Annotated in this window: 13 protein-coding genes, 2 rRNA genes and 2 pseudogenes; 10 read left to right on the top strand and 7 right to left on the bottom strand. The window is 69.0% G+C overall.

Annotated elements, in window-relative coordinates:
* Positions 1 to 90: 90 nt before the first annotated feature.
* Positions 91 to 3,200, top strand: a 23S ribosomal RNA gene (locus IW249_RS02575).
* Between the two features lie 85 nt (positions 3,201 to 3,285).
* A 5S ribosomal RNA gene (gene rrf / locus IW249_RS02570) occupies positions 3,286 to 3,402 on the top strand.
* Between the two features lie 175 nt (positions 3,403 to 3,577).
* On the opposite strand, the gene IW249_RS02565 is transcribed toward rrf, so the two are convergent.
* The gene (locus tag IW249_RS02565; protein WP_196919329.1) at positions 3,578 to 4,264 is read right to left on the bottom strand and encodes a hypothetical protein; all 687 of its coding nucleotides are present in this window, start codon (positions 4,262 to 4,264) and stop codon (positions 3,578 to 3,580) included.
* A 69-nt stretch (positions 4,265 to 4,333) separates the two neighbouring features.
* On the opposite strand from IW249_RS02565, the gene IW249_RS02560 reads away from it, so the two are divergent.
* From IW249_RS02560 to IW249_RS02550, 3 genes are read left to right on the top strand one after another with little or no spacing between them, the layout of a single operon-like run.
* Positions 4,334 to 6,952, top strand: a complete 2,619-nt coding sequence (locus IW249_RS02560; RefSeq protein ID WP_196919328.1) for a valine--tRNA ligase — start codon at positions 4,334 to 4,336, stop codon at positions 6,950 to 6,952.
* Positions 6,949 to 8,283, top strand: a complete 1,335-nt coding sequence (locus tag IW249_RS02555) for a bifunctional folylpolyglutamate synthase/dihydrofolate synthase (RefSeq protein WP_196919327.1) — start codon at positions 6,949 to 6,951, stop codon at positions 8,281 to 8,283. Before IW249_RS02560 ends, IW249_RS02555 begins: the two co-directional genes overlap by 4 nt.
* The gene (locus IW249_RS02550) at positions 8,280 to 8,714 is read left to right on the top strand and encodes a DUF4233 domain-containing protein (RefSeq protein ID WP_196919326.1); all 435 of its coding nucleotides are present in this window, start codon (positions 8,280 to 8,282) and stop codon (positions 8,712 to 8,714) included. Before IW249_RS02555 ends, IW249_RS02550 begins: the two co-directional genes overlap by 4 nt.
* 33 nt (positions 8,715 to 8,747) lie before the next feature.
* Here the strand turns inward: IW249_RS02550 and IW249_RS35145 are convergent.
* Positions 8,748 to 9,551: pseudogene (locus tag IW249_RS35145) on the bottom strand (VOC family protein); the annotation flags it as partial.
* Positions 9,552 to 9,689: 138 nt separating this feature from the next.
* Positions 9,690 to 10,271 (bottom strand): annotated as a pseudogene (locus IW249_RS35315) (glyoxalase/bleomycin resistance/dioxygenase family protein); the annotation flags it as partial.
* Positions 10,272 to 10,413: 142 nt separating this feature from the next.
* Between IW249_RS35315 and ndk the strand changes: the two are divergent.
* Entirely contained in the window at positions 10,414 to 10,839 is a 426-nt protein-coding gene (ndk, locus tag IW249_RS02540) for a nucleoside-diphosphate kinase (RefSeq protein WP_196919324.1), read from the top strand.
* A gap of 33 nt (positions 10,840 to 10,872) precedes the next feature.
* On the opposite strand, the gene sigJ is transcribed toward ndk, so the two are convergent.
* Positions 10,873 to 11,751 (bottom strand): RNA polymerase sigma factor SigJ, encoded by an 879-nt coding sequence (sigJ, locus tag IW249_RS02535; RefSeq protein WP_196919323.1) that lies wholly within the window; start codon positions 11,749 to 11,751, stop codon positions 10,873 to 10,875.
* Complete coding sequence (locus tag IW249_RS02530; RefSeq protein ID WP_196919322.1) at positions 11,748 to 12,188, bottom strand: carboxymuconolactone decarboxylase family protein; 441 nt, start codon at positions 12,186 to 12,188, stop codon at positions 11,748 to 11,750. The genes sigJ and IW249_RS02530 overlap by 4 nt, the downstream gene beginning before the upstream one ends.
* Before the next feature lie 220 nt (positions 12,189 to 12,408).
* Between IW249_RS02530 and IW249_RS02525 the strand changes: the two genes are divergently transcribed.
* Positions 12,409 to 13,959: an alkaline phosphatase D family protein gene (locus IW249_RS02525; protein WP_196919321.1), complete on the top strand. Its 1,551-nt coding sequence runs from the start codon at positions 12,409 to 12,411 to the stop codon at positions 13,957 to 13,959.
* Positions 13,960 to 14,041: 82 nt separating this feature from the next.
* On the opposite strand, the gene IW249_RS02520 is transcribed toward IW249_RS02525, so the two are convergent.
* Complete coding sequence (locus tag IW249_RS02520) at positions 14,042 to 15,238, bottom strand: acyltransferase family protein (RefSeq protein WP_231392904.1); 1,197 nt, start codon at positions 15,236 to 15,238, stop codon at positions 14,042 to 14,044.
* 351 nt (positions 15,239 to 15,589) lie between these two features.
* Here IW249_RS02520 and ileS point away from each other — a divergent pair, with 351 nt between their 5' ends.
* Positions 15,590 to 18,760 (top strand): isoleucine--tRNA ligase, encoded by a 3,171-nt coding sequence (gene ileS, locus IW249_RS02515; RefSeq protein ID WP_196919319.1) that lies wholly within the window; start codon positions 15,590 to 15,592, stop codon positions 18,758 to 18,760.
* 105 nt (positions 18,761 to 18,865) lie between these two features.
* Positions 18,866 to 19,555, top strand: coding sequence for a lysophospholipid acyltransferase family protein (locus IW249_RS02510; protein ID WP_196919318.1), 690 nt, complete (start codon positions 18,866 to 18,868; stop codon positions 19,553 to 19,555).
* A gap of 41 nt (positions 19,556 to 19,596) precedes the next feature.
* Here IW249_RS02510 and IW249_RS34075 read toward each other — a convergent pair whose 3' ends face one another.
* Positions 19,597 to 20,796 carry a hypothetical protein gene (locus IW249_RS34075; protein WP_231392381.1) on the bottom strand — a complete coding sequence of 400 codons (1,200 nt, stop codon included), beginning with the start codon at positions 20,794 to 20,796 and terminating at the stop codon, positions 19,597 to 19,599.
* Positions 20,797 to 20,903: 107 nt separating this feature from the next.
* On the opposite strand from IW249_RS34075, the gene IW249_RS02500 reads away from it, so the two are divergent.
* Complete coding sequence (locus tag IW249_RS02500; protein WP_196919317.1) at positions 20,904 to 22,904, top strand: TIGR03960 family B12-binding radical SAM protein; 2,001 nt, start codon at positions 20,904 to 20,906, stop codon at positions 22,902 to 22,904.
* The last annotated feature ends 243 nt before the right edge of the window (positions 22,905 to 23,147 follow it).

Below are 23,147 nucleotides of genomic sequence, written 5' to 3'. Positions count from 1 at the left end.
CGCCGACTGTTGTCGGGTTTGGTGTGGGGCGGATCGGGTTGTGGGTTGGTCGTTTGTTGAGAATTGCACAGTGGACGCGAGCATCTTTGTGGTCAAGTTGTCAAGGGCGAACGGTGAATGCCTTGGCACCAGGAGCCGATGAAGGACGTGGGAGGCCGCGATAGGCCTGGGGGAGCTGTCAACCAAGCTGTGATCCCAGGGTGTCCGAATGGGGAAACCTGGCACCAGTCATGTGGTGTCACCCACACCTGAACACATAGGGTGTGTGGAGGGAACGCGGGGAAGTGAAACATCTCAGTACCCGTAGGAAGAGAAAACAATTTAGTGATTCCGTGAGTAGTGGCGAGCGAAAGCGGATCGAGGCTAAACCGGCTGCGTGTGATACCTGTCAGGGGTTGCGTGGTCGGGGTTGTGGGACCCCGCTGAACAAGCTGACACTTGTTCGAGGAGTTACAAAGTCAGTGGCTAGTCGAACAGTCTGGAATGGCTGACCGTAGACGGTGAGAGTCCGGTAGGTGAAAGTTGCTGACCTTCTGTGGGTGTTCCCGAGTAGCGGCGGACCCCTGAAATCTGCCGTGAATCTGCCAGGACCACCTGGTAAGCCTAAATACTTCCTGGTGACCGATAGCGGACAAGTACCGTGAGGGAATGGTGAAAAGTACCCCGGGAGGGGAGTGAAATAGTACCTGAAACCGTTCGCCTACAATCCGTCGGAGCCTTGCGGGGTGACGGCGTGCCTTTTGAAGAATGAGCCTGCGAGTTAGTGGCATGTGGCGAGGTTAACCCGTGTGGGGGAGCCGTAGCGAAAGCGAGTCTGAATAGGGCGATTCAGTCGCGTGTCCTAGACCCGAAGCGGAGTGATCTAGCCATGGGCAGGCTGAAGCGCGGGTAAGACCGCGTGGAGGGCCGAACCCACCAATGTTGAAAAATTGGGGGATGACCTGTGGTTAGGGGTGAAAGGCCAATCAAACTCCGTGATAGCTGGTTCTCCCCGAAATGCATTTAGGTGCAGCGTCGCGTGTTTCTTGCCGGAGGTAGAGCACTGGATGGTCTAGGGGGCCCACAAGCTTACCGAAATCAGCCAAACTCCGAATGCCGGTAAGTGAGAGCGCGGCAGTGAGACTGCGGGGGATAAGCTTCGTAGTCGAGAGGGAAACAGCCCAGATCACCAGCTAAGGCCCCTAAGCGTGTGCTAAGTGGAAAAGGATGTGGGGTCGCATAGACAACCAGGAGGTTGGCTTAGAAGCAGCCACCCTTTAAAGAGTGCGTAATAGCTCACTGGTCAAGTGGTTCCGCGCCGACAATGTAGCGGGGCTCAAGCACACCGCCGAAGCTGTGGCATTCACATTTTATCCTCGCTTGGACTTGATTCCTTGTGCAGGTGTGTGGATGGGTAGGGGAGCGTCGTGCCGCGAGTGAAGCAGCGGGGTGACCCAGTTGTGGACGCGGCACGAGTGAGAATGCAGGCATGAGTAGCGAAAGAAGGGTGAGAAACCCTTCCGCCGGATGACCAAGGGTTCCAGGGCCAGGCTAATCCGCCCTGGGTGAGTCGGGACCTAAGGCGAGGCCGAGAGGCGTAGTCGATGGACAACGGGTTGATATTCCCGTACCCGCGAAAGAGCGTCCCTGATGAACCTCGTTGTGCTAACCATCCGAACTTGGTGAGGTCTTCGGACTGAGTTGAGGGAGCGTGGGAACCTGATGGGTAGTAGTCAAGCGATGGGGTGACGCAGGAAGGTAGCTGAGCCCGGCCGGTGGTTGTGCCGGGGTAAGCGTGTAGGCCGTGTTGTAGGCAAATCCGCAACACACTAGGGCTGAGACGTGATGCCGAGCCGATTCAGGTGAAGTCAGTGATCCTATGCTGCCGAGAAAAGCCTCTAGCGAGTTCTTAGCGGCCCGTACCCCAAACCGACACAGGTGGTCAGGTAGAGAATACCGAGGCGATCGGGCGAACTGTGGTTAAGGAACTCGGCAAATTGCCCCCGTAACTTAGGGAGAAGGGGGGCCGGAGACGTGAAGCCCCGCGCGGGTGGAGCGTTGTATGGCCGCAGAGAGCAGGGGGAAGCGACTGTTTACTAAAAACACAGGTCCATGCGAAGAAGTAATTCGATGTATATGGACTGACGCCTGCCCGGTGCTGGAACGTTAAGGGGACCTGTTAGCTCTTCGGGGCGAAGCGGAGAACTTAAGCGCCAGTAAACGGCGGTGGTAACTATAACCATCCTAAGGTAGCGAAATTCCTTGTCGGGTAAGTTCCGACCTGCACGAATGGCGTAACGACTTCCCCACTGTCTCAACCACAGGCCCGGCGAAATTGCAGTACGAGTAAAGATGCTCGTTACGCGCGGCAGGACGGAAAGACCCCGGGACCTTTACTATAGCTTGACATTGGTACTCGAATTAGCTTGTGTAGGATAGGTGGGAGCCGGTGAAGTCCATACGCCAGTATGGGTGGAGGCAATCTTGAAATACCACTCTGGTTGATTTGGGTATCTAACTTCGGACCGTTATCCGGTTCAGGGACAGTGTCTGGTGGGTAGTTTAACTGGGGCGGTTGCCTCCTAAAAGGTAACGGAGGCGCCCAAAGGTTCCCTCAGCCTGGTTGGCAATCAGGTGTTGAGTGCAAGTACACAAGGGAGCTTGACTGTGAGACTGACAGGTCGAGCAGGGACGAAAGTCGGGACTAGTGATCCGGCACTTGCGAGTGGAAGCGGTGTCGCTCAACGGATAAAAGGTACCCCGGGGATAACAGGCTGATCTTCCCCAAGAGTCCATATCGACGGGATGGTTTGGCACCTCGATGTCGGCTCGTCGCATCCTGGGGCTGTAGCAGGTCCCAAGGGTTGGGCTGTTCGCCCATTAAAGCGGTACGCGAGCTGGGTTTAGAACGTCGTGAGACAGTTCGGTCCCTATCCGCCGTGCGCGTAGGATACTTGAGAAGGGCTGTCCCTAGTACGAGAGGACCGGGACGGACGAACCTCTGGTGTGCCAGTTGTCCTGCCAAGGGCACGGCTGGTTAGCTACGTTCGGAAGGGATAACCGCTGAAAGCATCTAAGCGGGAAGCCTGCTTCAAGATGAGGTATCCCACCCACCTTGGTGGGGTAAGGCCCCCAGCTAGACGACTGGGTTGATAGGCCGGAAATGTAAGCCCGGTAACGGGTTCAGTTGACCGGTACTAATAGGCCGAGGACTTGACTACTAAGCTGCTACGCGTCCACTGTGCAACTCTGAACAAGCGAACACCCGTGTTTGTGTGCCGGGGTTGTTTGATATGTTCATAGAGTTACGGCGGTCATGGCGGAGGGGAAACGCCCGGTTACATTCCGAACCCGGAAGCTAAGCCCTCCAGCGCCGATGGTACTGCACTCGTGAGGGTGTGGGAGAGTAGGACGCCGCCGGACAATCTTTCAGAAAAGGCCACCCCATTGGGGTGGCCTTTTCTGCGTGCCCGATACGGTTGTCCTGATAGCAGGGTCTCACGGCCGCAGTGACGCCCCTACAACCAGAATGTTGCGCGATCATGTGGTCGGCGGGCCCGCGGCCTGCGGATCGGCGCGTGGTGGCCCGCAGTGCGGGTCAGCCTCGGGTCTGCATGCCGTCGCGGAGGTTGCGCAGCAGGCCACCGGCGTCGTCGACCGATCGGCCCGGGAACATCGCCATGACCACGCTGCCGTGGTCGGCCCAGCCGCACACCGCGAAGTCTCCGCCCTCGCCGCTGGTGCTGCCGCACTTCAACACCCCGCCGAGGCTGCCCGCGGGCAGCTCGCGCAGACCGTTCACCGCACCGGTCTCGTCCGACATCAGCCGGAAGAGGCTGTCCAGGTCCCGCTCCGGCTGCCAGAGCAGTGTGGTGCCCCCGAAGATGAGCACTGAGCGCTTCTCGTCGGCCGGGTCGCGGTAGACAGTGCCGAAGCTACGGTCCAGCTCGATGTTGGCGGCCAGGCCGCTGCGTAGATAGTCGGCAGTGCTCTTCGCCCGCTCACTGTCGTCGCGGGTCAGACCCGCCACCTGATCGGGTGACGTCAGCTGGGTGTCCTTCTGTTGCGCCACCCGCAACCCACCGACACCGAGCACTGCGGCGCCGGCGAGGCCGACCACCAGCGCGACCGTCCAACCGATCTTGCGTCGGCGGGACCAGCCGCCGGACCGCTCGTCGGGGTCGCCTCCGGGGTCCCGAGTGCTCAGCTGGATCGGCTCTTCGGTCAGCTCGACCGGCTCGCGGCCGCCGTCGCGCGACCGCTCGGTGAGATGTGCGTCGGACATAGCCGACACCGTACGCGAACGGCAGGTGGCGCACGTCAGGTCTGCGGAAGCCCTCCGTAGACTTGTCCGGTGACCGAGAGACTGGATGCCCGACGCCCCGACGCCCCGACCCTTGCCGGCCAGTACCAGCCCGGTGAGGTTGAGCAGCGACGGTACGAGCAGTGGGTAGCCGCCGGGCACTTCCGGGCCTCCGCCGACAGCGACAAGCCTCCCTTCACCATCGTCATCCCGCCGCCGAACGTCACCGGCTCGCTGCACATGGGCCACGCGTTCGAGCACACGCTGATGGACGCGTTGACCCGGCGTAAGCGGATGCAGGGCTTCGAGGCGCTGTGGCTGCCGGGCATGGACCACGCCGGCATCGCCACCCAGAACCTGGTCGAGCGTCAGCTCGCCGCCGAAGGGCTGTCCCGGCACGACCTCGGCCGGGAGAAGTTCGTCGAGCGGGTCTGGCAGTGGAAGGCCGAGTCCGGTGGCGCCATCCTCGGCCAGATGCGCCGCCTCGGCGACTCCGTCGACTGGGACCGCGAGCGCTTCACCATGGACGAGGGGCTGACCCGCGCCGTCCAGACGATCTTCAAGAAGCTCTTCGACGACGGGCTGATCTACCGGGCCAACCGGATCATCAACTGGTGTCCGCGCTGCCTCACGGCGCTCTCCGACATCGAGGTCGAGCACACCGACGACGACGGCGAGCTGATCTCGATCCGCTACAGCGACGAGGTCGTGGTGGCCACCACCCGGGCCGAGACGATGCTCGGCGACACCGCCGTGGCGGTGCACCCCGACGACGAGCGCTACCAGCACCTGATCGGCACCGAGGTCGAGCTGCCGCTGACCGGCCGCCGGATCCCGATCGTCGCCGACGCGCACGTCGACCCGTCCTTCGGCACCGGCATGGTCAAGGTGACGCCCGCGCACGACCCGAACGACTTCGAGATCGGCCAGCGCCACGGCCTGCCCGCGCTGACCGTGATGGACGAGCGCGGTGTGATCACCGTGCCCGGCCCGTTCGAGGGGTTGGACCGGTTCGAGGCGCGGCCCGCGATCGTGGCCGCGCTCCGGGAGCAGGGCCGGATCGTCGCCGAGAAGCGCCCGTACATGCACGCGGTCGGGCACTGCTCGCGCTGCAAGACCACCGTCGAGCCGCGGCTGTCGCTGCAATGGTTCGTCAACACCGCCCCGCTGGCCCAGGCCGCGGGGGACGCGGTGCGCGACGGCCGGGTCCGCATCGAGCCGGCCGAGCTGGCCAAGCGCTACTTCGCCTGGGTCGACAACATGCACGACTGGTGCATCTCCCGCCAGCTGTGGTGGGGGCACCGCATCCCGGTCTGGTACGGCCCGGCGGGTGAGATCGTCTGCGTCGGCCCCGACGAGGCGCCGCCGACCGGCGAGGGCTGGCACCAGGACGAAGACGTCCTGGACACCTGGTTCTCCAGCGGCCTGTGGCCGTTCTCCACACTGGGCTGGCCCGAGCAGACCCCGGACCTGGCGAAGTTCTACCCGACCAGCGTGCTGGTCACCGGGTACGACATCCTGTTCTTCTGGGTCGCCCGGATGATGATGTTCGGCCTCTACGCGATGGACGGCCGGCCGCCCTTCGACGTGGTCGCCCTGCACGGCATGGTGCGCGACCAGTTCGGCAAGAAGATGTCGAAGTCGTTCGGCAACGTGGTCGACCCACTGGACTGGATCGACAGGTACGGCGCCGACGCCACCCGGTTCACCCTGGCGCGGGGCGCGAACCCCGGCCAGGACGTCCCGGTCAGCGAGGAGTGGTGCCAGGGCTCCCGCAACTTCTGCAACAAGCTCTGGAACGCCACCCGGTTCGCCCTGATGAACGGCGCACACACCACGGGCGACCTGCCCCCCACCGAGCAGCTCTCCACCGTCGACCGGTGGATCCTGTCCCGGTTGGCGCACGTCACCGCCGAGGTCGACGAGCAGTTCGAGTCGTACGAGTTCGCCAAGGTGTGCGACCTGCTGTACCACTTCGCCTGGGACGACGTCTGCGACTGGTACGTCGAGCTGAGCAAGCCGGTGCTCGCCGAGGGCGGTGAGCGCGCGGAGGCCAGCCGTCGGGTGCTCGGGCACGTGCTCGACCAGTTGCTGCGGCTGCTGCACCCGGTCATCCCGTTCGTCACCGAAGAGTTGTGGCTCGCGCTGACCGGCGGCGAGACGGTGCAGGCCGCCGCCTGGCCGGTGGCCGACCTGTCGCTGATCGACAACGCCGCCGAGGCCGAGCTGGTCGGCGTGCAGCGGGTGGTCACCGAGATCCGCCGGTTCCGTTCCGACCAGGGGCTGCGCCCGACACAGCGGGTGGCCGCCCGGCTGGACGGCCTGTCCGGCGCGGGTATCGCCGCCCACGAGCCGCTGATCCGTTCGCTGGTCCGGCTGGACCCGGCCGGTGACGACTTCCAGGCCAGCGCCACGCTGGCCATGCCCGGCGCGGTCGGTGTCGCGTTGGACACCCGGGGGTCGATCGACGTGGCCGCCGAGCGGGCCCGGCTGACGAAGGACCGCGCGGCGGCCGAGAAGGAGGTCGCGCAGGCCCGGGCGAAGCTCGACAACCCTGCCTTCATCGGCAAGGCCCCCGAGCCGGTGGTCGCGAAGATCCGCGACCGGCTCGCCACCGCCGAGGCCGACCTGGTCCGGATCGACGCTGCTCTGGAGACACTGCCCTCGTGACCGACCGTACCGATTTCGCCGCCGTCGAAGCCGAGCTGAACGCCCGCGGTTTCACCCGCATGGTCTTCGAGCTGGACCGGATCGAGTCGCTGCTCGACCTGCTCGGCAGCCCACAGCGGGCGTACCCCGCGATCCACCTGACCGGCACCAACGGCAAGACCTCCACCGCGCGGATGATCGACTCGCTACTGCGGGCGCACGGGCTGCACACCGGCCGGTACACCAGCCCGCACCTGGAGACCGTCCGGGAGCGGATCAGCCTGGACGGGGAGCCGGTCAGCGAGGAGCGGTTCACTTCGGTGTACCGGGAGATCAAACCGTTGGCCGAGCTGGTCGACGCACGGTCGGACGAGCCGCTGACGTACTTCGACATGACCACCGCGCTGGCGTTCGCCACGTTCGCCGACGCGCCTGTCGACATCGCGGTGGTCGAGGTGGGCCTCGGCGGTGCCGAGGACGCCACGAACGTGCTCCAGGCCGGGGTCTGTGTGATCACCCCGATCGGGCTGGACCACACCGAGTGGCTCGGTGACACGCTTCAGGACATCGCGCTGGCCAAGGCCGGCATCATCCACCCGGGGGCCACAGTGATCTCGGCGGCCCAGGAGGAGGAGGCCGCTGGTCCCCTCCTCGAACGCTGCGCCGAGGTCGGGGCCACCATCGCCCGGGAGGGCGGCGAGTTCGGCGTGCTGGGTCGGGCGGTCGCGGTCGGCGGTCAGGTGCTCACCCTGCAGGGGCTGGGTGGCGTGTACGACGACGTGTTCATTCCGCTGCACGGTGCCCACCAGGCGCAGAACGCGGCAATGGCGCTCGCCGCCGTGGAGGCGTTCCTGGGCGCGGGGGCTCGACGTCAGCTGGACATCGAGGCAGTCCGGGAGGGCTTCGCCTCGACCAGTTCCCCGGGCCGACTGGAGCGGGTCCGCAACGCCCCGACGATCCTGCTGGACGGGGCGCACAACCCGCACGGCATGAAGGCCACAGTCACCGCGCTCCAGGAGGAGTTCGCGTTCAGCAAGCTGGTGGCCGTGATCGGCGTACTGGCCGACAAGGACGCGGAAGCGCTGCTGGAGCTGTTGGAGCCGGTGGTCGACCAGGTGGTGGTCACCCGCAACAGCTCGCCCCGGGCGATGCCGACGGAGGAACTGGCCGCGCTGGCCGCCGAGATCTTCGGCGAGGAGCGGGTGGCCTCGGCCGAGGAGATGCCGGACGCGATCGAGCTGGCGGTGGCGATGGCCGAGGAGGACGTCCCCGGTGAGCTGAGCGGGGTCGGGGTGCTGGTCACGGGTTCCGTGGTGACGGTCGCCGACGCGCGCCGGCTGCTGAAGCGATGACCAGCCCGGAGCGGGAGCCGCACCCCACCGAGGACCCGACGCGCCCGCCGGCCGAGGAACCGGTGGGGGAGGAGCCCACGGCCGGGCAGCCGCGGCGCTCCGGGTTGCGCAACCCGGAGCGGGCGGTACGCGGTCTCGGTGCCGGCACGCTCAGCCTGGAGGCGCTGGTGCTCCTGCTGGCGATCCAGCCGATCCGGGTGGTCGGCGGTGACCTCGGTGGCGCCGCGATCGGTGCGGTGGTGGCACTGGCGGTGGCCGCCGTGGTGCTCGCCGGCATGATGCGCCGCCCCTGGGCGTGGAACGCCGGCACCGTGCTCCAGGGCCTGCTGTTGCTGGGTGGTCTGCTGCACTGGTCGCTGCTCGGGCTGGGCATCATCTTCGCCCTGGTCTGGGCGTACGCGTTGCACGTTCGCCGGGTCATCCTCGGCTGATGCCGGACCCGACCGAGGCGGGAGCGGGCCGGGTCAGGCCTCGGCGCGTTCGCGCCACTGGGTGAGCGCGACGCCGTGGCCGTCCGGGTCGCGGAAGGCCGCCGCCCACCCCTCCAGCTTGGTGCCCCGGTTGACCACCCGGGGCGCGTACGTGAAGCGGACGCCCGACTCGCGCAGCCGTTCGTACGCCGTCTCGATGTCGTTGACCTCGAGGTTGACGTGTACGAGCCGGCGGCTGATGGGTGCTGCCCCGGTCACCTCGCGGAGGACGATCCGGGTCGTCCCGGAGGCGAGGACGGCGTTGTGGGCACCCTGGTCGACCTCGTTGAAGCCGAGCATGTCGCGGTAGAAGGTGAGCGACCGGGGCAGGTCGGTGACGAGCAGGGTGAGCCCGACTCCGCTGATCGGCGCGGTCGGGTCCGCGGCCGAAGCGGCTTCGAACCCGAAGATCGCCTGGTCCAGTTCCTCGTCGGTCACTGTCGCGCGTGCGGCCCCGGCCGGGGACGGATCGTCCAGCGGAAGGTCGAGTGGGTCCAGCGGGTCGGCAGCACCGGGACCGGACCGCTGCGCGGGCGGTGGGTCGGAGCGCTGCGAGTTGGGCGGGTCGACGGGGTCCTCGACGGGTGGGACGGTCGTGCCGTGCTGTGCCGGAGCGTCGAACCGGTCGGCGGCGGGCTCGTCGAAGCGCTCCTCGGCGGGCGGGCGTGGCGCCGGTGTGGCCCGTCGGGGCAACCCACCGGGCTGCTGCTCGACGAGAACGCCCTCCAACACCACCGGGCCACCCGGGCTCTGGTGCATCACCACCGGCTCGCGTTCCTCGGGCACGACGACCGGGTCATCGCGCCGAAGGTCATCGCGCCGAAGGTCATCGCGCCGAAGGTCATCGCGCCGAAGGTCATCGCGCCGGAGGTCGTCACGTAGGAGGTCGTCGCGGGAAGCGTCACTGCGCAGGGGGTCACCGAGCGGGTCCCGGAACGGGTCCCCGACCGGGTCCCGGAAGTCGTCGCGGAAGTCGTCGTCGGGTGCGCGGTCGGCCCACGGCGGCGCGTCCTGCTGGATCAGCAGCTCGTCCATGGCCTCCGCCTCGGCGAACTCCGGCGGGAGATCGGCGACGGCAGCGGCGGTCTCGGCGTGGGTCGGCACCTCGTCCCAGAGGACCTTGACGTGCCGCTGGTCGTCCAACGCGACCCGGATCGGCAGGGTCTGGCCCAGCGACGGCCACTTGGAGACCGGCACCCTCGGCTCGATGATTTTCTTGGATCGCGGCGGCAGACCAGGGGCATCGATCACCAGTTGCAGTTCACAGCGGCCGAACGCGTACTGGGTGGGTGGTTCGGAGGCGCTGTGCACGTGCCCGACACCGACGACCCACGTGCGACCGCCGCCGCGTACGGTCGCCAGCGCGATCGCCAGCACCAGCAGGGCGACCCCGAGAGCCACGATGGCCCAACTGGTCATGCCCAGCCCGAACAGGACGACGAACGTGGCCACGGTGCCCAGCACCGTGCCGATCAGCTTGCGTACCGGCGCGATGGGTCGGTTCCCGCCATTCGCCACAGTGGACCTCCCGGGGGTCAGGGCCAGGCTAGGCCGGATCGGCCACCGGGGGAAAGACCGGCCGCCGCGCCGGCGCCGGGACCGGGTCGCTAGGCTGACCGTACCGATCCCAAGCGTTCCGCGCGTACAGGAGGAACCCAGCGTGTCCAGCAACAGCCCGGATGAGCGCAGCCTCGTTCTGATCAAGCCCGACGCGGTCCGCCGCGGCCTGGTCGGCGAGGTCCTCTCCCGCTTCGAGCGCAAGGGGCTGCGGATCGACGCGATGGTGCACCGGACGATGGACGCCGCGCTCGCCGACGAGCACTACGCCGAGCACGTCGACAAGGCGTTCTACCCGCCGCTGAAGGACTTCATGACCGGCGGCCCGCTGGTCGCCCTGGTGCTCTCCGGCGACCAGGTCATCGACGTGGTCCGCGGGCTGGTCGGCGCCACCGACGGGCGCAGGGCCGCCGCCGGCACCATCCGGGGTGACCTGTCGCTGTCCAACCGGGAGAACCTGGTGCACGCCTCCGACTCGACGGACAGCGCCAAGCGCGAGATCGCGCTCTGGTTCCCCGAGCTGGGCTGACGGCCACCGGCCCGGGGTCGACGGCGCCCGGGTTCAGCCGACCGCCGGCACCTTCGCCGGGTTTCCGACCACGTAGATCCCGGTGATCCGCCCGTCGGCCGCCGCGATGGTCAGCGTGTACCGACTGCCGTCCGCGCGGGTGATCAGCATCGCGGGTTCCCCGTTGAGCTCGATCGGATCCATTGTCACCCGGTGACGCGGGCCGTAGACCCCGGCGTAGAAGCGGGCGATCCGGTCCGCGCCGGTGACCGGGTTCAGGGCGGCCCGCGCCCGACCGCCACCGTCGTTCCACGCGGTGGCGTCGGCGGCCACCAGCTCGGTGAGCCTCGCCAGGTCGCCGTCGCGGGCGGCGGCGAGGAACGCGTCCAGCAGTCGCTCCCGCTCCGGGCGGCTGGCGGTGAACCGGCGCTGCTCCTGCCGTACCCGCGCGGTGGCACGGTGGTACAACTGCCGACAGTCGGTGACGGACCGGTCCAGGATCTCGGCGATCTCCGCGTACGGCAGGTCGAAGGCCGTGTGCAGGACGTACACCGCCCGCTCCGGCGGGGTGAGTCGCTCCAGGACGTGCAGCAACGCTGTGGAGAGCGAGTCGCGTAGCTCCACCCGGTCCAACGGCCCGAACGGCGAGGGCGCGGTCGGCACCGGCTCGGGCAACCAGGTCCCGACGTACGTCTCGCGGGCCGCCTGCCGAGCGCGCAGCCGGTCCAGGGCCAACCGGGTGACCACCCGGGACAGGTACCGGCGCGGCTCGTCGACCCGGGCCCGGTCCACACCCAGCCAGCGCAGGTACGCCTCCTGGAGCACGTCCTCCGCGTCGTGCCGGCTGCCGAGCAGGCGGTACGCGAGCCCAAGCAGCATGGGCCGGTGCTCCTCGAGCGCACCGGCCGCCTCCGCTGCCGCCTCGGTGGTCACGCCTGGGCCGGAGGCTCCAGCCGCATCGTCACCCCGATCCGGTTCCACACGTTGATTGTGGCAATCGCGATGACGAGGTCGGCCAGTTCCTTCTCCGACCAGACCTTCGCGGCGGCATCCCACACCTCGTCCGGCACCCCGTGCTCGCCGAGCCGGGTGACCGCGTCGGTGAGGGCCAGCGCGGCCCTCTCCCGCTCGTCGAAGAAGGGCGCCTCCCGCCAGGTGGCGACCGCGAACAGCCGCTGGCTCGACTCGCCGCCGGCGAGCGCGTCCCGGCTGTGCATGTCCACGCAGTACGCGCACCCGTTGATCATCGACGCCCGCAGCTTCACCAGCTCCAGCACTGTGTGGTCGACGTTCGCCTGGACGTACTTCTCCAGCCCCAGGACCGCCTTGTACGCCTGCGGTACGACCTCGGTCGGGTTCATCCGTTGCATGACTACCTCCTGATCGGTCCGACGCCGATACGACGGTTGGGCCGGGGTGGGTCGTGACAACCGGGGGTGTGACCCCGCTCATGCCGCCCGGCGGCCGGGGTGGGCGGCCAGCCGACCGACGCCCCGACGACAGGCGTTCGCGTTCGCGTCACCCGGGCCGCCGCTCACTGTCATCTCCGCCCGATAGACCCACGGGGTCAACCCATGATCGGGAGGAAGCATGACCGAGCTTGATCGACGTACCCTGCTGCGGGCCGGCCTGGTGGTCGGTGCCGGAGCCGCCGGTGGCGCCCTGCTGGGCGGTGCCGGCGCGAACGCCGCCCCGGCCTGGCGTCCGGCGGAGCGCCCGGTGCTCACCCATGGTGTGCAGAGCGGCGACGTGACCGCGGACTCGGCGCTGGTCTGGACGCGGGCCGACCGGCCGGGTCGGATGCTTGTCGAGGTGAGCCGTCGGCCGGACTTCCGGGGGGCGCGCAAGCTGCGCGGCCCGGTGCTCACCCCGAACGGCGACTTCACCGGGAAGGTCCGGCTGCGGGGGCTGCCGGATGCCGAGCGGCTGCACTACCGGGTGCGGGTGGAGAGCCTGGACCGGCACGGGGTGGTCAGCGAGCCGCTGACCGGGACGCTGACCACCGCGCCGGGGCGGCACCGGCGGCGCGACGTGAAGTTCGTCTGGACCGGCGACGTGGTCGGGCAGGGCTGGGGCATCGACCCGAACTTCGGCGGCATGTCGATCTTCCGGGCCATGCGGCAGACCCGGCCGGACTTCTTCCTGTGCAGCGGCGACACCGTGTACGCCGACGGCCCGCTGGTCGAGTCGGTGACGCTGCCCGACGGGCGGATCTGGCGCAACCTGGTCACCCCGGAGAAGAGCAAGGTGGCCGAGACGCTCACCGAGTACCGCGGGCAGTTCGCGTACAACCTGCTCGACGAGCACCTGCGGGAGTTCGCCGCGGCGGTGCCGCAGATCAACCAGTGGGACGACCACGAGGTCCTGAACAACTGGTACCCGGGCGAGATCCTCGACGACCCGCGCTACACCGAGCGGCGGGTGGACGTGCTGGCCGCCCGGGCCCGGCAGGCGTTCAACGAGTGGCTACCGGTGCCGGTCGACGGGCCGATGTACCGGCGGCTGTCGTACGGGCCGTCGCTGGACGTGTTCGTGCTGGACATGCGCACCCACAAGGACCCGAACGACGGCAACACGTACGCCGACCCGAAGCGTGGCCTGCTCGGCCGGCAGCAGCGGGAGTGGCTGATCCGGGAGCTGAAGCGCTCCACGGCGACCTGGAAGGTGATCGCCAACGACCTGCCGATCGGTGTGGTGGTGCCGGACGGTCCGGGCGCGCAGGAGGGGGTGGCGCAGGGCGACCCGGGTGCGCCGGCGGGCCGGGAGCTGGAGTTCGCCGAGGTGCTGCGGGCCACCCACCGGGCCGGGGTGACCGGCATGGTCTTCCTGACCGCCGACGTGCACTACTCCGCCGCACACCACTACGACCCGTCCCGCGCGGCGGTCGGCGACTTCACCCCGTTCTGGGAGTTCGTCTCCGGCCCGGCGCACGCCGGCGCGTTCGGCCCGAACGCGTTGGACGGCACGTTCGGGCCGCAGGCGGCCTTCGTGCACGCGCCGCCGGTGGCCAACACGGGCCCGGCGGGAGGTTTCCAGCACTTCGGTGAGGTCACCATCGACGGCGAGTCGGAGGCCCTGACGGTCCACCTGCGCGACCGCGACGGCGCCTCGCTCTGGAACACCACCCTCCCGGCCCCCTGACCGCAGTTCGTTGATCATGAGGTTGGCGGGTGGCTCGGCGACCGACCGTCCCGTCAACCTCATGATCAACGGCGGTCGCCGGTCAGCGGCGGTCGCCGCCGAGGGTGAGGACCGGGGCGGGCGGCACGGTCCGATCGGACAGGTCGGAGGCGGGGCGGTTGGTGAGGGCGGTGGGGGTCGCGGGGGTGGGGGTCGCGGGGGTGGGGAGCGGCGGCTCGGCGGACGGCACCGGGGGGACCACCTTTCCTCGTCCGGAGAGCCGACGTCCCACAGCGATCATCGGTTGCTCCACCCAGCGGTACAGCAGGTCGGCGGCGAGCAGGCCGACAACTGTGGTGGCGACGAACAACCGGGTGCTGTGCCCGGCGTACGACGGCACCAGCGCGATCACCGCCGTCATGGCGAGGTACTGCACCAGGTAGAGCGAGTAGGAGCGTTCGCCCACCAACACCAGTGGTCGCCAGGAGAGCAGTTTCGTCGACAGGCCAGGGGTCAGCGTGGCGGGGAGCAGAAGCGCCACCGCCACCGCGTACACGCCGACCATCAACTCCGAGTGGCCGTCCTCGGCCGGCGGCCAGTAGTACAGCGACAGGTGCAACGCCACGAACCCGACCAGCACGGCGACGGACGCCACGGGATGGGTCAACGGCCGGAGCAGCGCGTACCCCCGGGGGTGGTGCATGACGACCGCCAGCAGGCAGCCCACCAGGATCGACACGTAGTGGATCGGCCAGTAGGGCCAGTCCTTCTCGAACGGGACCAGCGCGACGAGCGCGGCGATGGCCAGCACCGTCACGGCCACCCGGCGCCAGAACGCGGCGGTGACGAACGCGAAGGCGAGCAGCGGCCACACCAGGTAGAACTTCCACTCGATAGCGATCGTCCATGAGTGCAGGAACGCCTTGTTCGGCGCGAACTCGTTGACCATGAGCAGGTAGTACGGCATCGATTCGCGGAGCCTGCCGGTGGCGCCGTTGAGGTGCGCGAGCGCGTACGTCGCGGCGAGCACCACCAGGTAGACCGGCAGGATCCGGAAGAGGCGCCGGATGTAGAAGGACCGCAACGACACCCGTCCCCGCGACTCCTCCTCGCGCAGCATCAGCGTGGTGATCAGGAAGCCGGAGAGCACGAAGAACAGTTGGACGCCGAGCGAGCCGGACAGCCACGTCCATTGCGGCCCCCCGAAGTGGAAGGCGACGACGATCACCGCGGCGATCGCGCGGAGCCCGTCAAGGGCAGGAAACCGGCGCATCGCACGGTATTGGGCGTAACTGATCATGGCCACCGGTGAATTCTGGGGAGCGGCACACACTGCGTCAAGGCGGCTCCCCCGCCGCCGCTCCGGTTCGGCGTCACTCGTCGGCGCGGCGGTGGGCGCGTCGAGTATCGTTGAGCACCGTAAGGCGATGACCCGGCCATCACCGGTGAGCCTCCGGAAGAACAGCCGGGCAACCGGCCCAGTAGAACCGGACGGGTGCGGCCCGTCACAGCCGGTAATGAGCGGGCGGTCGATCCTGACCGCCAAGCGGGGTGGTACCGCGGACCACGGGAGCGCCGTTCCAGGCGTACCCCGGACGGTTCGTCCTCGCAGACCCACGTTGAGTGAGCTGCATGAGGAGAGCGACCCCCGATGGCCTATCCGTTGCACGACGCGACCGCCGCCGGTGTCCCGGCGAGCCCGGACCTGCCCTCGGTGGAGCGCCGGGTGCTGGAGCACTGGACGGCCGACAAGACCTTCGAGGCCAGCATCGAGGCCCGTCCCGCCGGCACGGACGGCAAGAACGAGTACGTCTTCTACGACGGCCCGCCCTTCGCCAACGGCCTGCCGCACTACGGTCACCTCTTCACCGGCTACGTCAAGGACGTGGTGCCGCGCTACCAGACCATGCGCGGCCGGCACGTCGAGCGGCGCTTCGGCTGGGACTGCCACGGCCTGCCCGCCGAGGTGGTGGCCGAGAAGCAGCTCGGCATCACCAGCAAGGCGGAGATCATCGACCTGGGCGTGGCCCGGTTCAACGAGGCCTGCCGTACCTCGGTGCTGGAGTTCACCCAGGACTGGGAGCGGTACATCAACCGGCAGGCCCGCTGGGTCGACTTCAGCAACGACTACAAGACGCTCGACCTGGACTACATGGAAAGCGTCATGTGGGCCTTCAAGACCCTGCACGACAAGGGTCTGATCTACGAGGGCTTCCGGGTGCTCGCGTACTGCTGGCGCTGCGAGACGCCGCTGTCGAACACCGAGACCCGGATGGACGACGTCTACCGGGACCGGCACGACCCCACCCTGTCGGTGTGGTTCGGGCTGACCGCCGACGAGTCCGCGCCGGAGCTGGTGCGCGGGCCGGTCAAGCTGGGCGTCTGGACCACCACGCCGTGGACCCTGCCGTCGAACCTGGCGCTCGCCGTCGGGCCCGACATCGAGTACGCGGTGCTCGAACACCGGGGTTCCCCCGACAGCGAGCGCAGTGGCGACCGCTACGTCGTCGGCGCGGCGCGGCTGGCCGCGTACGCCAAGGAGCTGGAGGGGTACGAGCAGGTCGGGACGGTGTACGGCCGGGACCTGGTCGGGCGCCGCTACACGCCGCTGTTCGACTTCCTCGTCGAGCAGGCCGGGGAGAACGCCTACCAGGTGCTCGGCGCGGAGTTCGTCACCACCGAGGACGGCACCGGGATCGTGCACCTGGCCCCGGCGTTCGGCGAGGACGACCAGAACGTCTGCAACGCCGCCGGCATCCCGACCATCGTCACCGTCGACGACCACACCCGGTTCACCGCGCTGGTTCCGCCGTACCAGGGTGAGCAGGTCTTCGACGTCAACAAGCCGGTGATCCGGGAGCTGAAGGACCGGGGGGTGGTGCTCAAGCAGGACACCTACACCCACTCGTACCCGCACTGCTGGCGCTGCGACACCCCGCTGGTCTACAAGGCCGTGTCGTCGTGGTTCGTCGCGGTGACCCAGTTCCGGGACCGGATGGTCGAGCTGAACCAGGAGATCAACTGGACGCCCGGCCACATCAAGGACGGCTCGTTCGGCAAGTGGCTGGCCAACGCCCGGGACTGGTCGATCAGCCGGAACCGGTTCTGGGGTTCGCCGATCCCGGCGTGGAAGTCCGACGATCCGAACTACCCGCGGCTGGACGTCTACGGTTCGCTGGCCGACATCGAGCGCGACTTCGGCGTACGCCTGACCGACCTGCACCGGCCGGCGGTGGACGACCTGGTCCGCCCCAACCCGGACGACCCGACCGGCAAGTCGATGATGCGCCGGGTGCCGGAGGTGCTGGACTGCTGGTTCGAGTCCGGGTCGATGCCGTTCGCCCAGGTGCACTACCCGTTCGAGAACGCGGACTGGTTCGAGCACCACTACCCGGGTGATTTCATCGTCGAGTACATCGGGCAGACCCGTGGCTGGTTCTACACGATGCACGTGCTGGCGACCGCGCTGTTCGACCGGCCGGCGTTCCGCAACTGCCTGAGCCACGGCATCCTGCTCGGCTCGGACGGGCGCAAGATGTCCAAGAGCCTGCGCAACTACCCGGACGTCTACCACGTCTTCGACGCGTACGGCTCGGACGCGATGCGCTGGATGCTGATGTCCTCGCCGGTGCTGCGCGGTGGGGACATGGCGGTCACCGAGGCGGGGATCCGTGACGCCGTCCGGCAGGTGCTGCTGCCGCTGTGGAACGTGTGGTACTTCTTCACGCTCTACGCCAACGCCGACGGGTACCAGGCGCGGCGGCGCACCGACTCCACCCACCTGCTCGACCGGTACGTGCTGGCGAAGACGAACGAGCTGGTGTCCACTGTCGGCGCGCAGATGGACGCGTACGACATCTCCGGTGCCTGCGCCACCGTCCGGTCCTACCTGGACGCGCTGACCAACTGGTACGTGCGTCGGTCCCGGGACCGGTTCTGGTCCGGTGACGTCAACGCGTTCGACACCCTGTCGACTGTGCTGGAGACGCTCTGCCGGGTGGTGGCGCCGCTCGCGCCGCTGACCGCTGAGGAGATCTGGCGTGGCCTGACCGGGGAGCGCTCGGTGCACCTGACCGACTGGCCGGAGGCGAGCGAGTTCCCGGCCGACCACGACCTGGTAGCCGCGATGGACAACGTGCGGGCGGTCGCCTCGGCGGCGCTGTCGCTGCGCAAGGCCAAGGGGCTGCGGGTACGACTGCCGCTGTCGAAGCTGACAGTGGCCTCGCCGGCCGCCGAGCAACTGCGGCCGTTCGCCGACCTGGTCGCCGACGAGGTCAACGTGAAGGCTGTGGAGTTCAGCGCGGAGTTGTCCGCGTACTGCGAGCAGGTGTTGACGGTGGTGCCCCGGGCGCTCGGCCCGCGGGTCGGCAAGCAGGTGCAGCAGGTGATCAAGGCGGTCAAGGCGGGCGACTGGGAGCTGGTCGACGGCGCCCCGGTGGCCGCCGGCGTCACCCTCGCCGAGGGCGAGTACGAGTTGCGCCTGGTCGCCGCCGACGCCGAGCACTCCGCGCCGCTGCCCGGCGGTGAGGGCGTGGTCGTGCTGGACACCGACGTCACCCCGGAGTTGGCAGCCGAGGGGCTGGCCCGTGACGTGGTGCGGGTGGTGCAGCAGGCCCGCCGGGACGCCGACCTGGACGTCTCCGACCGGATCGTGGTGTCGGTGTCGGCGTCCGACGAGGTGCGCGCGGCGGTGGCCGCGTACGTCGACTTCGTCTCCGCGGAGGTGCTGGCCGACTCGGTGGACTTCGTCGAGGGCCAGGAGGGCTTCGCTGGCGAGGTCGGCGATGGTGAGCGGGTAACGGTGGCCGTCCGCCGGGTATAACGGACCATCGCCAGGGTGCGGGCGCCTCACCACCTCCGTCTGGGAGGTGTGGAGGCGTCCGCTACCGTGACACCGCCTGTTCGCACCTGATCTGCCGGAGGACCAGTGCCCCTGCTCTACACCATCGGCAAGCTCACCGTGGCGCCCACGCTGCGGTTGGCGTTCCGCCCGACCGTGGAGGGGCTGGAACACGTGCCGGAGATCGGTGGCGCGGTCTTCGCCGGCAACCACCTCTCGGTGGCCGACGAGCTGTTCCTCGGCACTGTCGTGCCCCGGCACCTGGCGTTCTGGGCCAAGTCGGAGTATTTCAAGGGCACCGGCGTGAAGGGTGCGATCTCCAAGTTCGTCCTCACCGGCCTGGGCGCCATCCCGGTCGAACGGGCCGGTGGCCGGGCGGCGCTGTCCGCGTTCGACGCGGCGATCCCGGCGCTCAAGGGCGGTGACCTGGTGGTGGTCTACCCGGAGGGCACCCGCTCGCCGGACGGCAAGCTCTACCGGGGGCGGACCGGCGCGGCCCGGCTGGCGATCTCGGCCGGCGTGCCGATCATTCCGGTCGGCATGATCGGTACGGACAAGGCGCAGCCGATCGGCGCCAGGGTGCCCCGGCCGGGCACTGCCAAGATCACGGTTCGATTCGGCAAGCCGCTGGACTTCACCGGCCGTCCGGACGACCGCGCCTCGCTGCGGCAGATGACCGACGAGGTGATGAGCGAGATCCAGAAGCTCACCGGCCAGGAGTACGTGCCCCGCTACGCCCCGCCGCGCGCCCACCCGGACCCGACCCGCGACGCCTGACCCCGCCGCCGGTCCCGGTCTCTGGCCGGCCGGGGTGCGGCTCAGCTCCGCTCGGGCTGGACGATCTGGGCGCGCAGGGTGGCCAGCAGGCTGGCACTGTCGGCGACGGAGAGCCGGGTGAACACGCCGGTGGCGATGCTGCCGTGGTCGACCGACGTGCAGACCACCACGTCACTGCCGTCGGCGCTCCCCACCGCGCACCGTTCGTGCCTGCCGCGCACTCCGGTGTCCACGCTCTCCGGGGTACTCAGCGCGTACCGCTCGGTGAGCCGGCTGATCTCGGCTTCCGCGTCCGACTCGGGACTCAGCCGGAAGCCGGTGCCGCCGAAGACGGTCACCCGCTTGCCGCTCGTCGTGGAGTAGACGCCGGCGAAGGTGTCCTCGGCCAGCCAGTGCTCCTTGCGTACCTCGCCCTCCAGCTTCTGGGCGGTCTCCGTGCTGCGGTTGTCCTGCCGCAGGCTGAGGTCGTCGACCTGGACGGGCAGCGCGGCGCGCGCCGGGTACTGGGCCGAGATCGGGAACCCGTAGTAGGCGGGGCAGCCACAGCAGCAGGCCAGCGTGAGCAGGAGCAGCCACGGCCAGCGGCGTCGCCGGCGGACCGGGACCGGCACGTACCCCTTCGGGGCCTGCCATCCGGGCGGTGGCGCCGGTGGCGCGGCGGATCGCCGGCCCCGGCGCTGCTTCGGCACCTTCGGCATCGTCGGCGGCGCGGGTGGCGACATGGGTCGGGCCGGCACCGTGGGCCCGATGGCCCGGGGGGCGCTCGGGGCGGCCGGCGGCGGTACCGGGTGCGATACGGCCGGGGGAGCGGGCGGCCCGGACCACTGCCGGGTGTCCGGCGGCGTCGGGTACGACATCGTCGGCGGCAGCGGGGGCAGTTCGGCGGAGGGCAGGTCCCAGCCGCCGGTGTCCACGCCGGCCCACGGGTCGACCGGGGTCTGGTGCTCCGGCGGCCCGACGGCCACCGGCGGGGGAGGGGTCGGCTCGGCCGACTCGCCCCAGACAGGTCGTCGGGGCAGCGGCGGTGGCACCGGGGCCGAACCGCTCCACCTGGGCGCCGGGACCTCCGCGGTCGCGGCAGGTTTCGGCTGGTCCGAGGGTTCCGGCTGGTCCGAGGGTTCCGGCTGGTCCGCGGGTACGGGTGGGGAGGTCGGCTCGTCGGCGACCGCCGGGTCCCGCTCCGGCTCCGCGCCCGGGGTGCTCCCGTCGGCCGGCCGTGCTCCCGGCTTCGGCTCCGGCATCGCGGCAATCTCCTCTCGCGCCGATCCGAGGTTAGTACCGCCCCGCCACCACCGCCGATCGGGCGTGCGCGCGATCCCCGCCGGAGGAACGCGTACCCTTGGGCATCATGAGTGCCCCGTCCACGACGCCGCGCGCGGCCGCGACCAACTCCGTGTGGTCCCAGCTCGAGCCGCTGCTACCCCAGATCTCCAAGCCCATCCAGTACGTCGGCGGCGAGTTGGGTGCGGTCACGAAGGACTGGGACTCGGCGACCGTGCGCTGGGCGCTGATGTATCCCGACGCGTACGAGGTGGGCCTGCCCAACCAGGGCGTGCAGATCCTCTACGAGGTGCTCAACGAGTTGCCCGACACCCTCGCCGAGCGGACGTACGCGGTCTGGCCGGACCTGGAGACGCTGATGCGCACGCACGGCGTGCCGCAGTTCACCGTCGACGCGCACCGGGCGGTGCGCGGGTTCGACGTGTTCGGCATCTCCTTCTCCACCGAGCTGGGTTACACCAACATGCTCACCGCGATCGACCTGGCCGGCATTCCGATGCTGGCCGCCGACCGCACCGACGCCGACCCGGTGATCGTTGCCGGCGGGCACGCCGCGTTCAACCCGGAGCCGATCGCCGACTTCATCGACGCCGCTGTGCTCGGCGACGGCGAGGAGGCGGTCCTGGAGATCACCGCGATCGTCCGGGAGTGGAAGGCCGAGGGCTCGCCGGGCGGCCGCGACGAGCTGCTGCTGCGGCTGGCCCGCACCGAGAGCGTCTACGTGCCGCGCTTCTACTACGTCGACTACCTGCCGGACGGCCGGATCCAGCGGGTCGTGCCGAACCGGGCGGACGTGCCGTTCCGGGTGCACAAGCGCACGACGATGGACCTGGACGCCTGGCCGTACCCGAAGAAGCCCCTCGTGCCGCTGGCCGAGACGGTGCACGAGCGGTACGCGGTGGAGATCTTCCGGGGCTGCACCCGGGGCTGCCGGTTCTGTCAGGCCGGGATGATCACCCGGCCGGTGCGCGAACGGTCGATCACCACTGTCGCGCAGATGGTCCGCGAGGGCCTGGAGTTCTCCGGCTTCTCCGAGGTCGGCCTGCTGTCGCTCTCCTCGGCGGACCACTCCGAGATCGGCGACATGTGCTCGGGCCTCGCCCAGCAGTACGAGGGCACGAACGTCTCGCTGTCGCTGCCGTCGACCCGGGTGGACGCCTTCAACATCGACCTCGCGCAGGAGCTGTCCCGCAACGGGCGGCGTACCGGCCTGACCTTCGCCCCGGAGGGCGGGTCGGAGCGCATCCGCAAGGTCATCAACAAGATGGTGTCGAAGGAAGACCTGATCCGTACGGTCGTCACCGCGTACACCAACGGTTGGCGGCAGGTGAAGCTCTACTTCATGTGCGGCCTGCCCACCGAGACCGACGAGGACGTCCTCGAGATCGCGGAGATGGCCCACGAGGTGATCCGGGCGGGCCGGGCCGCGACCGGCTCCAAGGACATCCGCTGCACGGTCTCCATCGGCGGGTTCGTGCCGAAGCCGCACACCCCGTTCCAGTGGGCCGCCATGGACCGTCCGGAGGTCATCGACCACCGGCTGAAGATCCTCAAGCAGGCCATCAACGCTGACCGTTCGCTGGGCCGGGCCATCGGCTACCGCTACCACGACGGCGAGCCGTCGCTCATCGAAGGGCTGCTCTCCAGGGGTGACCGCCGGGTCGGCTCGGTCATCCGCAAGGTCTGGGAGAACGGCGGCCGGTTCGACGGTTGGAGCGAGCACTTCTCGTACCAGCGCTGGGTGGACGCGGCGGCCGAGACGCTGCCCGCCTTCGGCGTGGACCTCGACTGGTACACCACCCGTCAGCGCGACGAGCTGGAGGTCCTGCCCTGGGACCACCTCGACTCGGGCCTGGACAAGGACTGGCTCTGGCAGGACTGGCAGGACTCGTTCAGCGAGTTCGAGCAGGACGACTGCCGGTGGACGCCCTGCTTCGACTGCGGCGTCTGCCCATCGATGGACACCGAGATCCAGATCGGCCCCACCGGCAAGAAGTTGCTGCCGCTCACCCCGCTGGGCGGCAACGGCATGAAGGTCCCGTCGGGCCACCAGCACTCGCACCCCTGACCGGGCCGCCGTCGGGCAGCGCCCGCTGGCGGTGACCCACCACCCTCCACATCCGACATGTCACCCAACGGGTCCGCGTCTCGCGGGCCCGTTGGCGTTGTTCGGGCCCGGCCGCGCTGCGGCCCGGCACCGAACCTTCCGCGAGATCGGCCGCCATCTGTACCACGTGCTGGTGGCTGGGGCTGCCCGGACTGGGTCAGACTCGATACGCTGCGTCTGACATGGACCGACCCGGCGGGTCGG

Source organism: Micromonospora vinacea, from assembly GCF_015751785.1.
GTDB classification, from domain to species: domain Bacteria; phylum Actinomycetota; class Actinomycetes; order Mycobacteriales; family Micromonosporaceae; genus Micromonospora; species Micromonospora vinacea.
The sequence above is the reverse complement of the archived record's forward strand: the minus strand, read 5'-3'. Positions and strand labels throughout refer to the sequence as shown.

Excerpts from the sequence above, each read along its gene's own strand:
- IW249_RS02565 (WP_196919329.1), bottom strand. The coding sequence starts at position 4,264 with ATGTCCGACGCACATCTCACCGAGCGGTCGCGCGACGGCGGCCGCGAG.
- IW249_RS02550 (WP_196919326.1), top strand. The coding sequence starts at position 8,280 with ATGACCAGCCCGGAGCGGGAGCCGCACCCCACCGAGGACCCGACGCGC.
- IW249_RS02530 (WP_196919322.1), bottom strand. The coding sequence starts at position 12,188 with ATGCAACGGATGAACCCGACCGAGGTCGTACCGCAGGCGTACAAGGCG.
- IW249_RS02525 (WP_196919321.1), top strand. The coding sequence starts at position 12,409 with ATGACCGAGCTTGATCGACGTACCCTGCTGCGGGCCGGCCTGGTGGTC.
- IW249_RS02520 (WP_231392904.1), bottom strand. The coding sequence starts at position 15,238 with ATGATCAGTTACGCCCAATACCGTGCGATGCGCCGGTTTCCTGCCCTT.
- ileS (WP_196919319.1), top strand. The coding sequence starts at position 15,590 with ATGGCCTATCCGTTGCACGACGCGACCGCCGCCGGTGTCCCGGCGAGC.
- IW249_RS34075 (WP_231392381.1), bottom strand. The coding sequence starts at position 20,796 with ATGCCGGAGCCGAAGCCGGGAGCACGGCCGGCCGACGGGAGCACCCCG.
- IW249_RS02500 (WP_196919317.1), top strand. The coding sequence starts at position 20,904 with ATGAGTGCCCCGTCCACGACGCCGCGCGCGGCCGCGACCAACTCCGTG.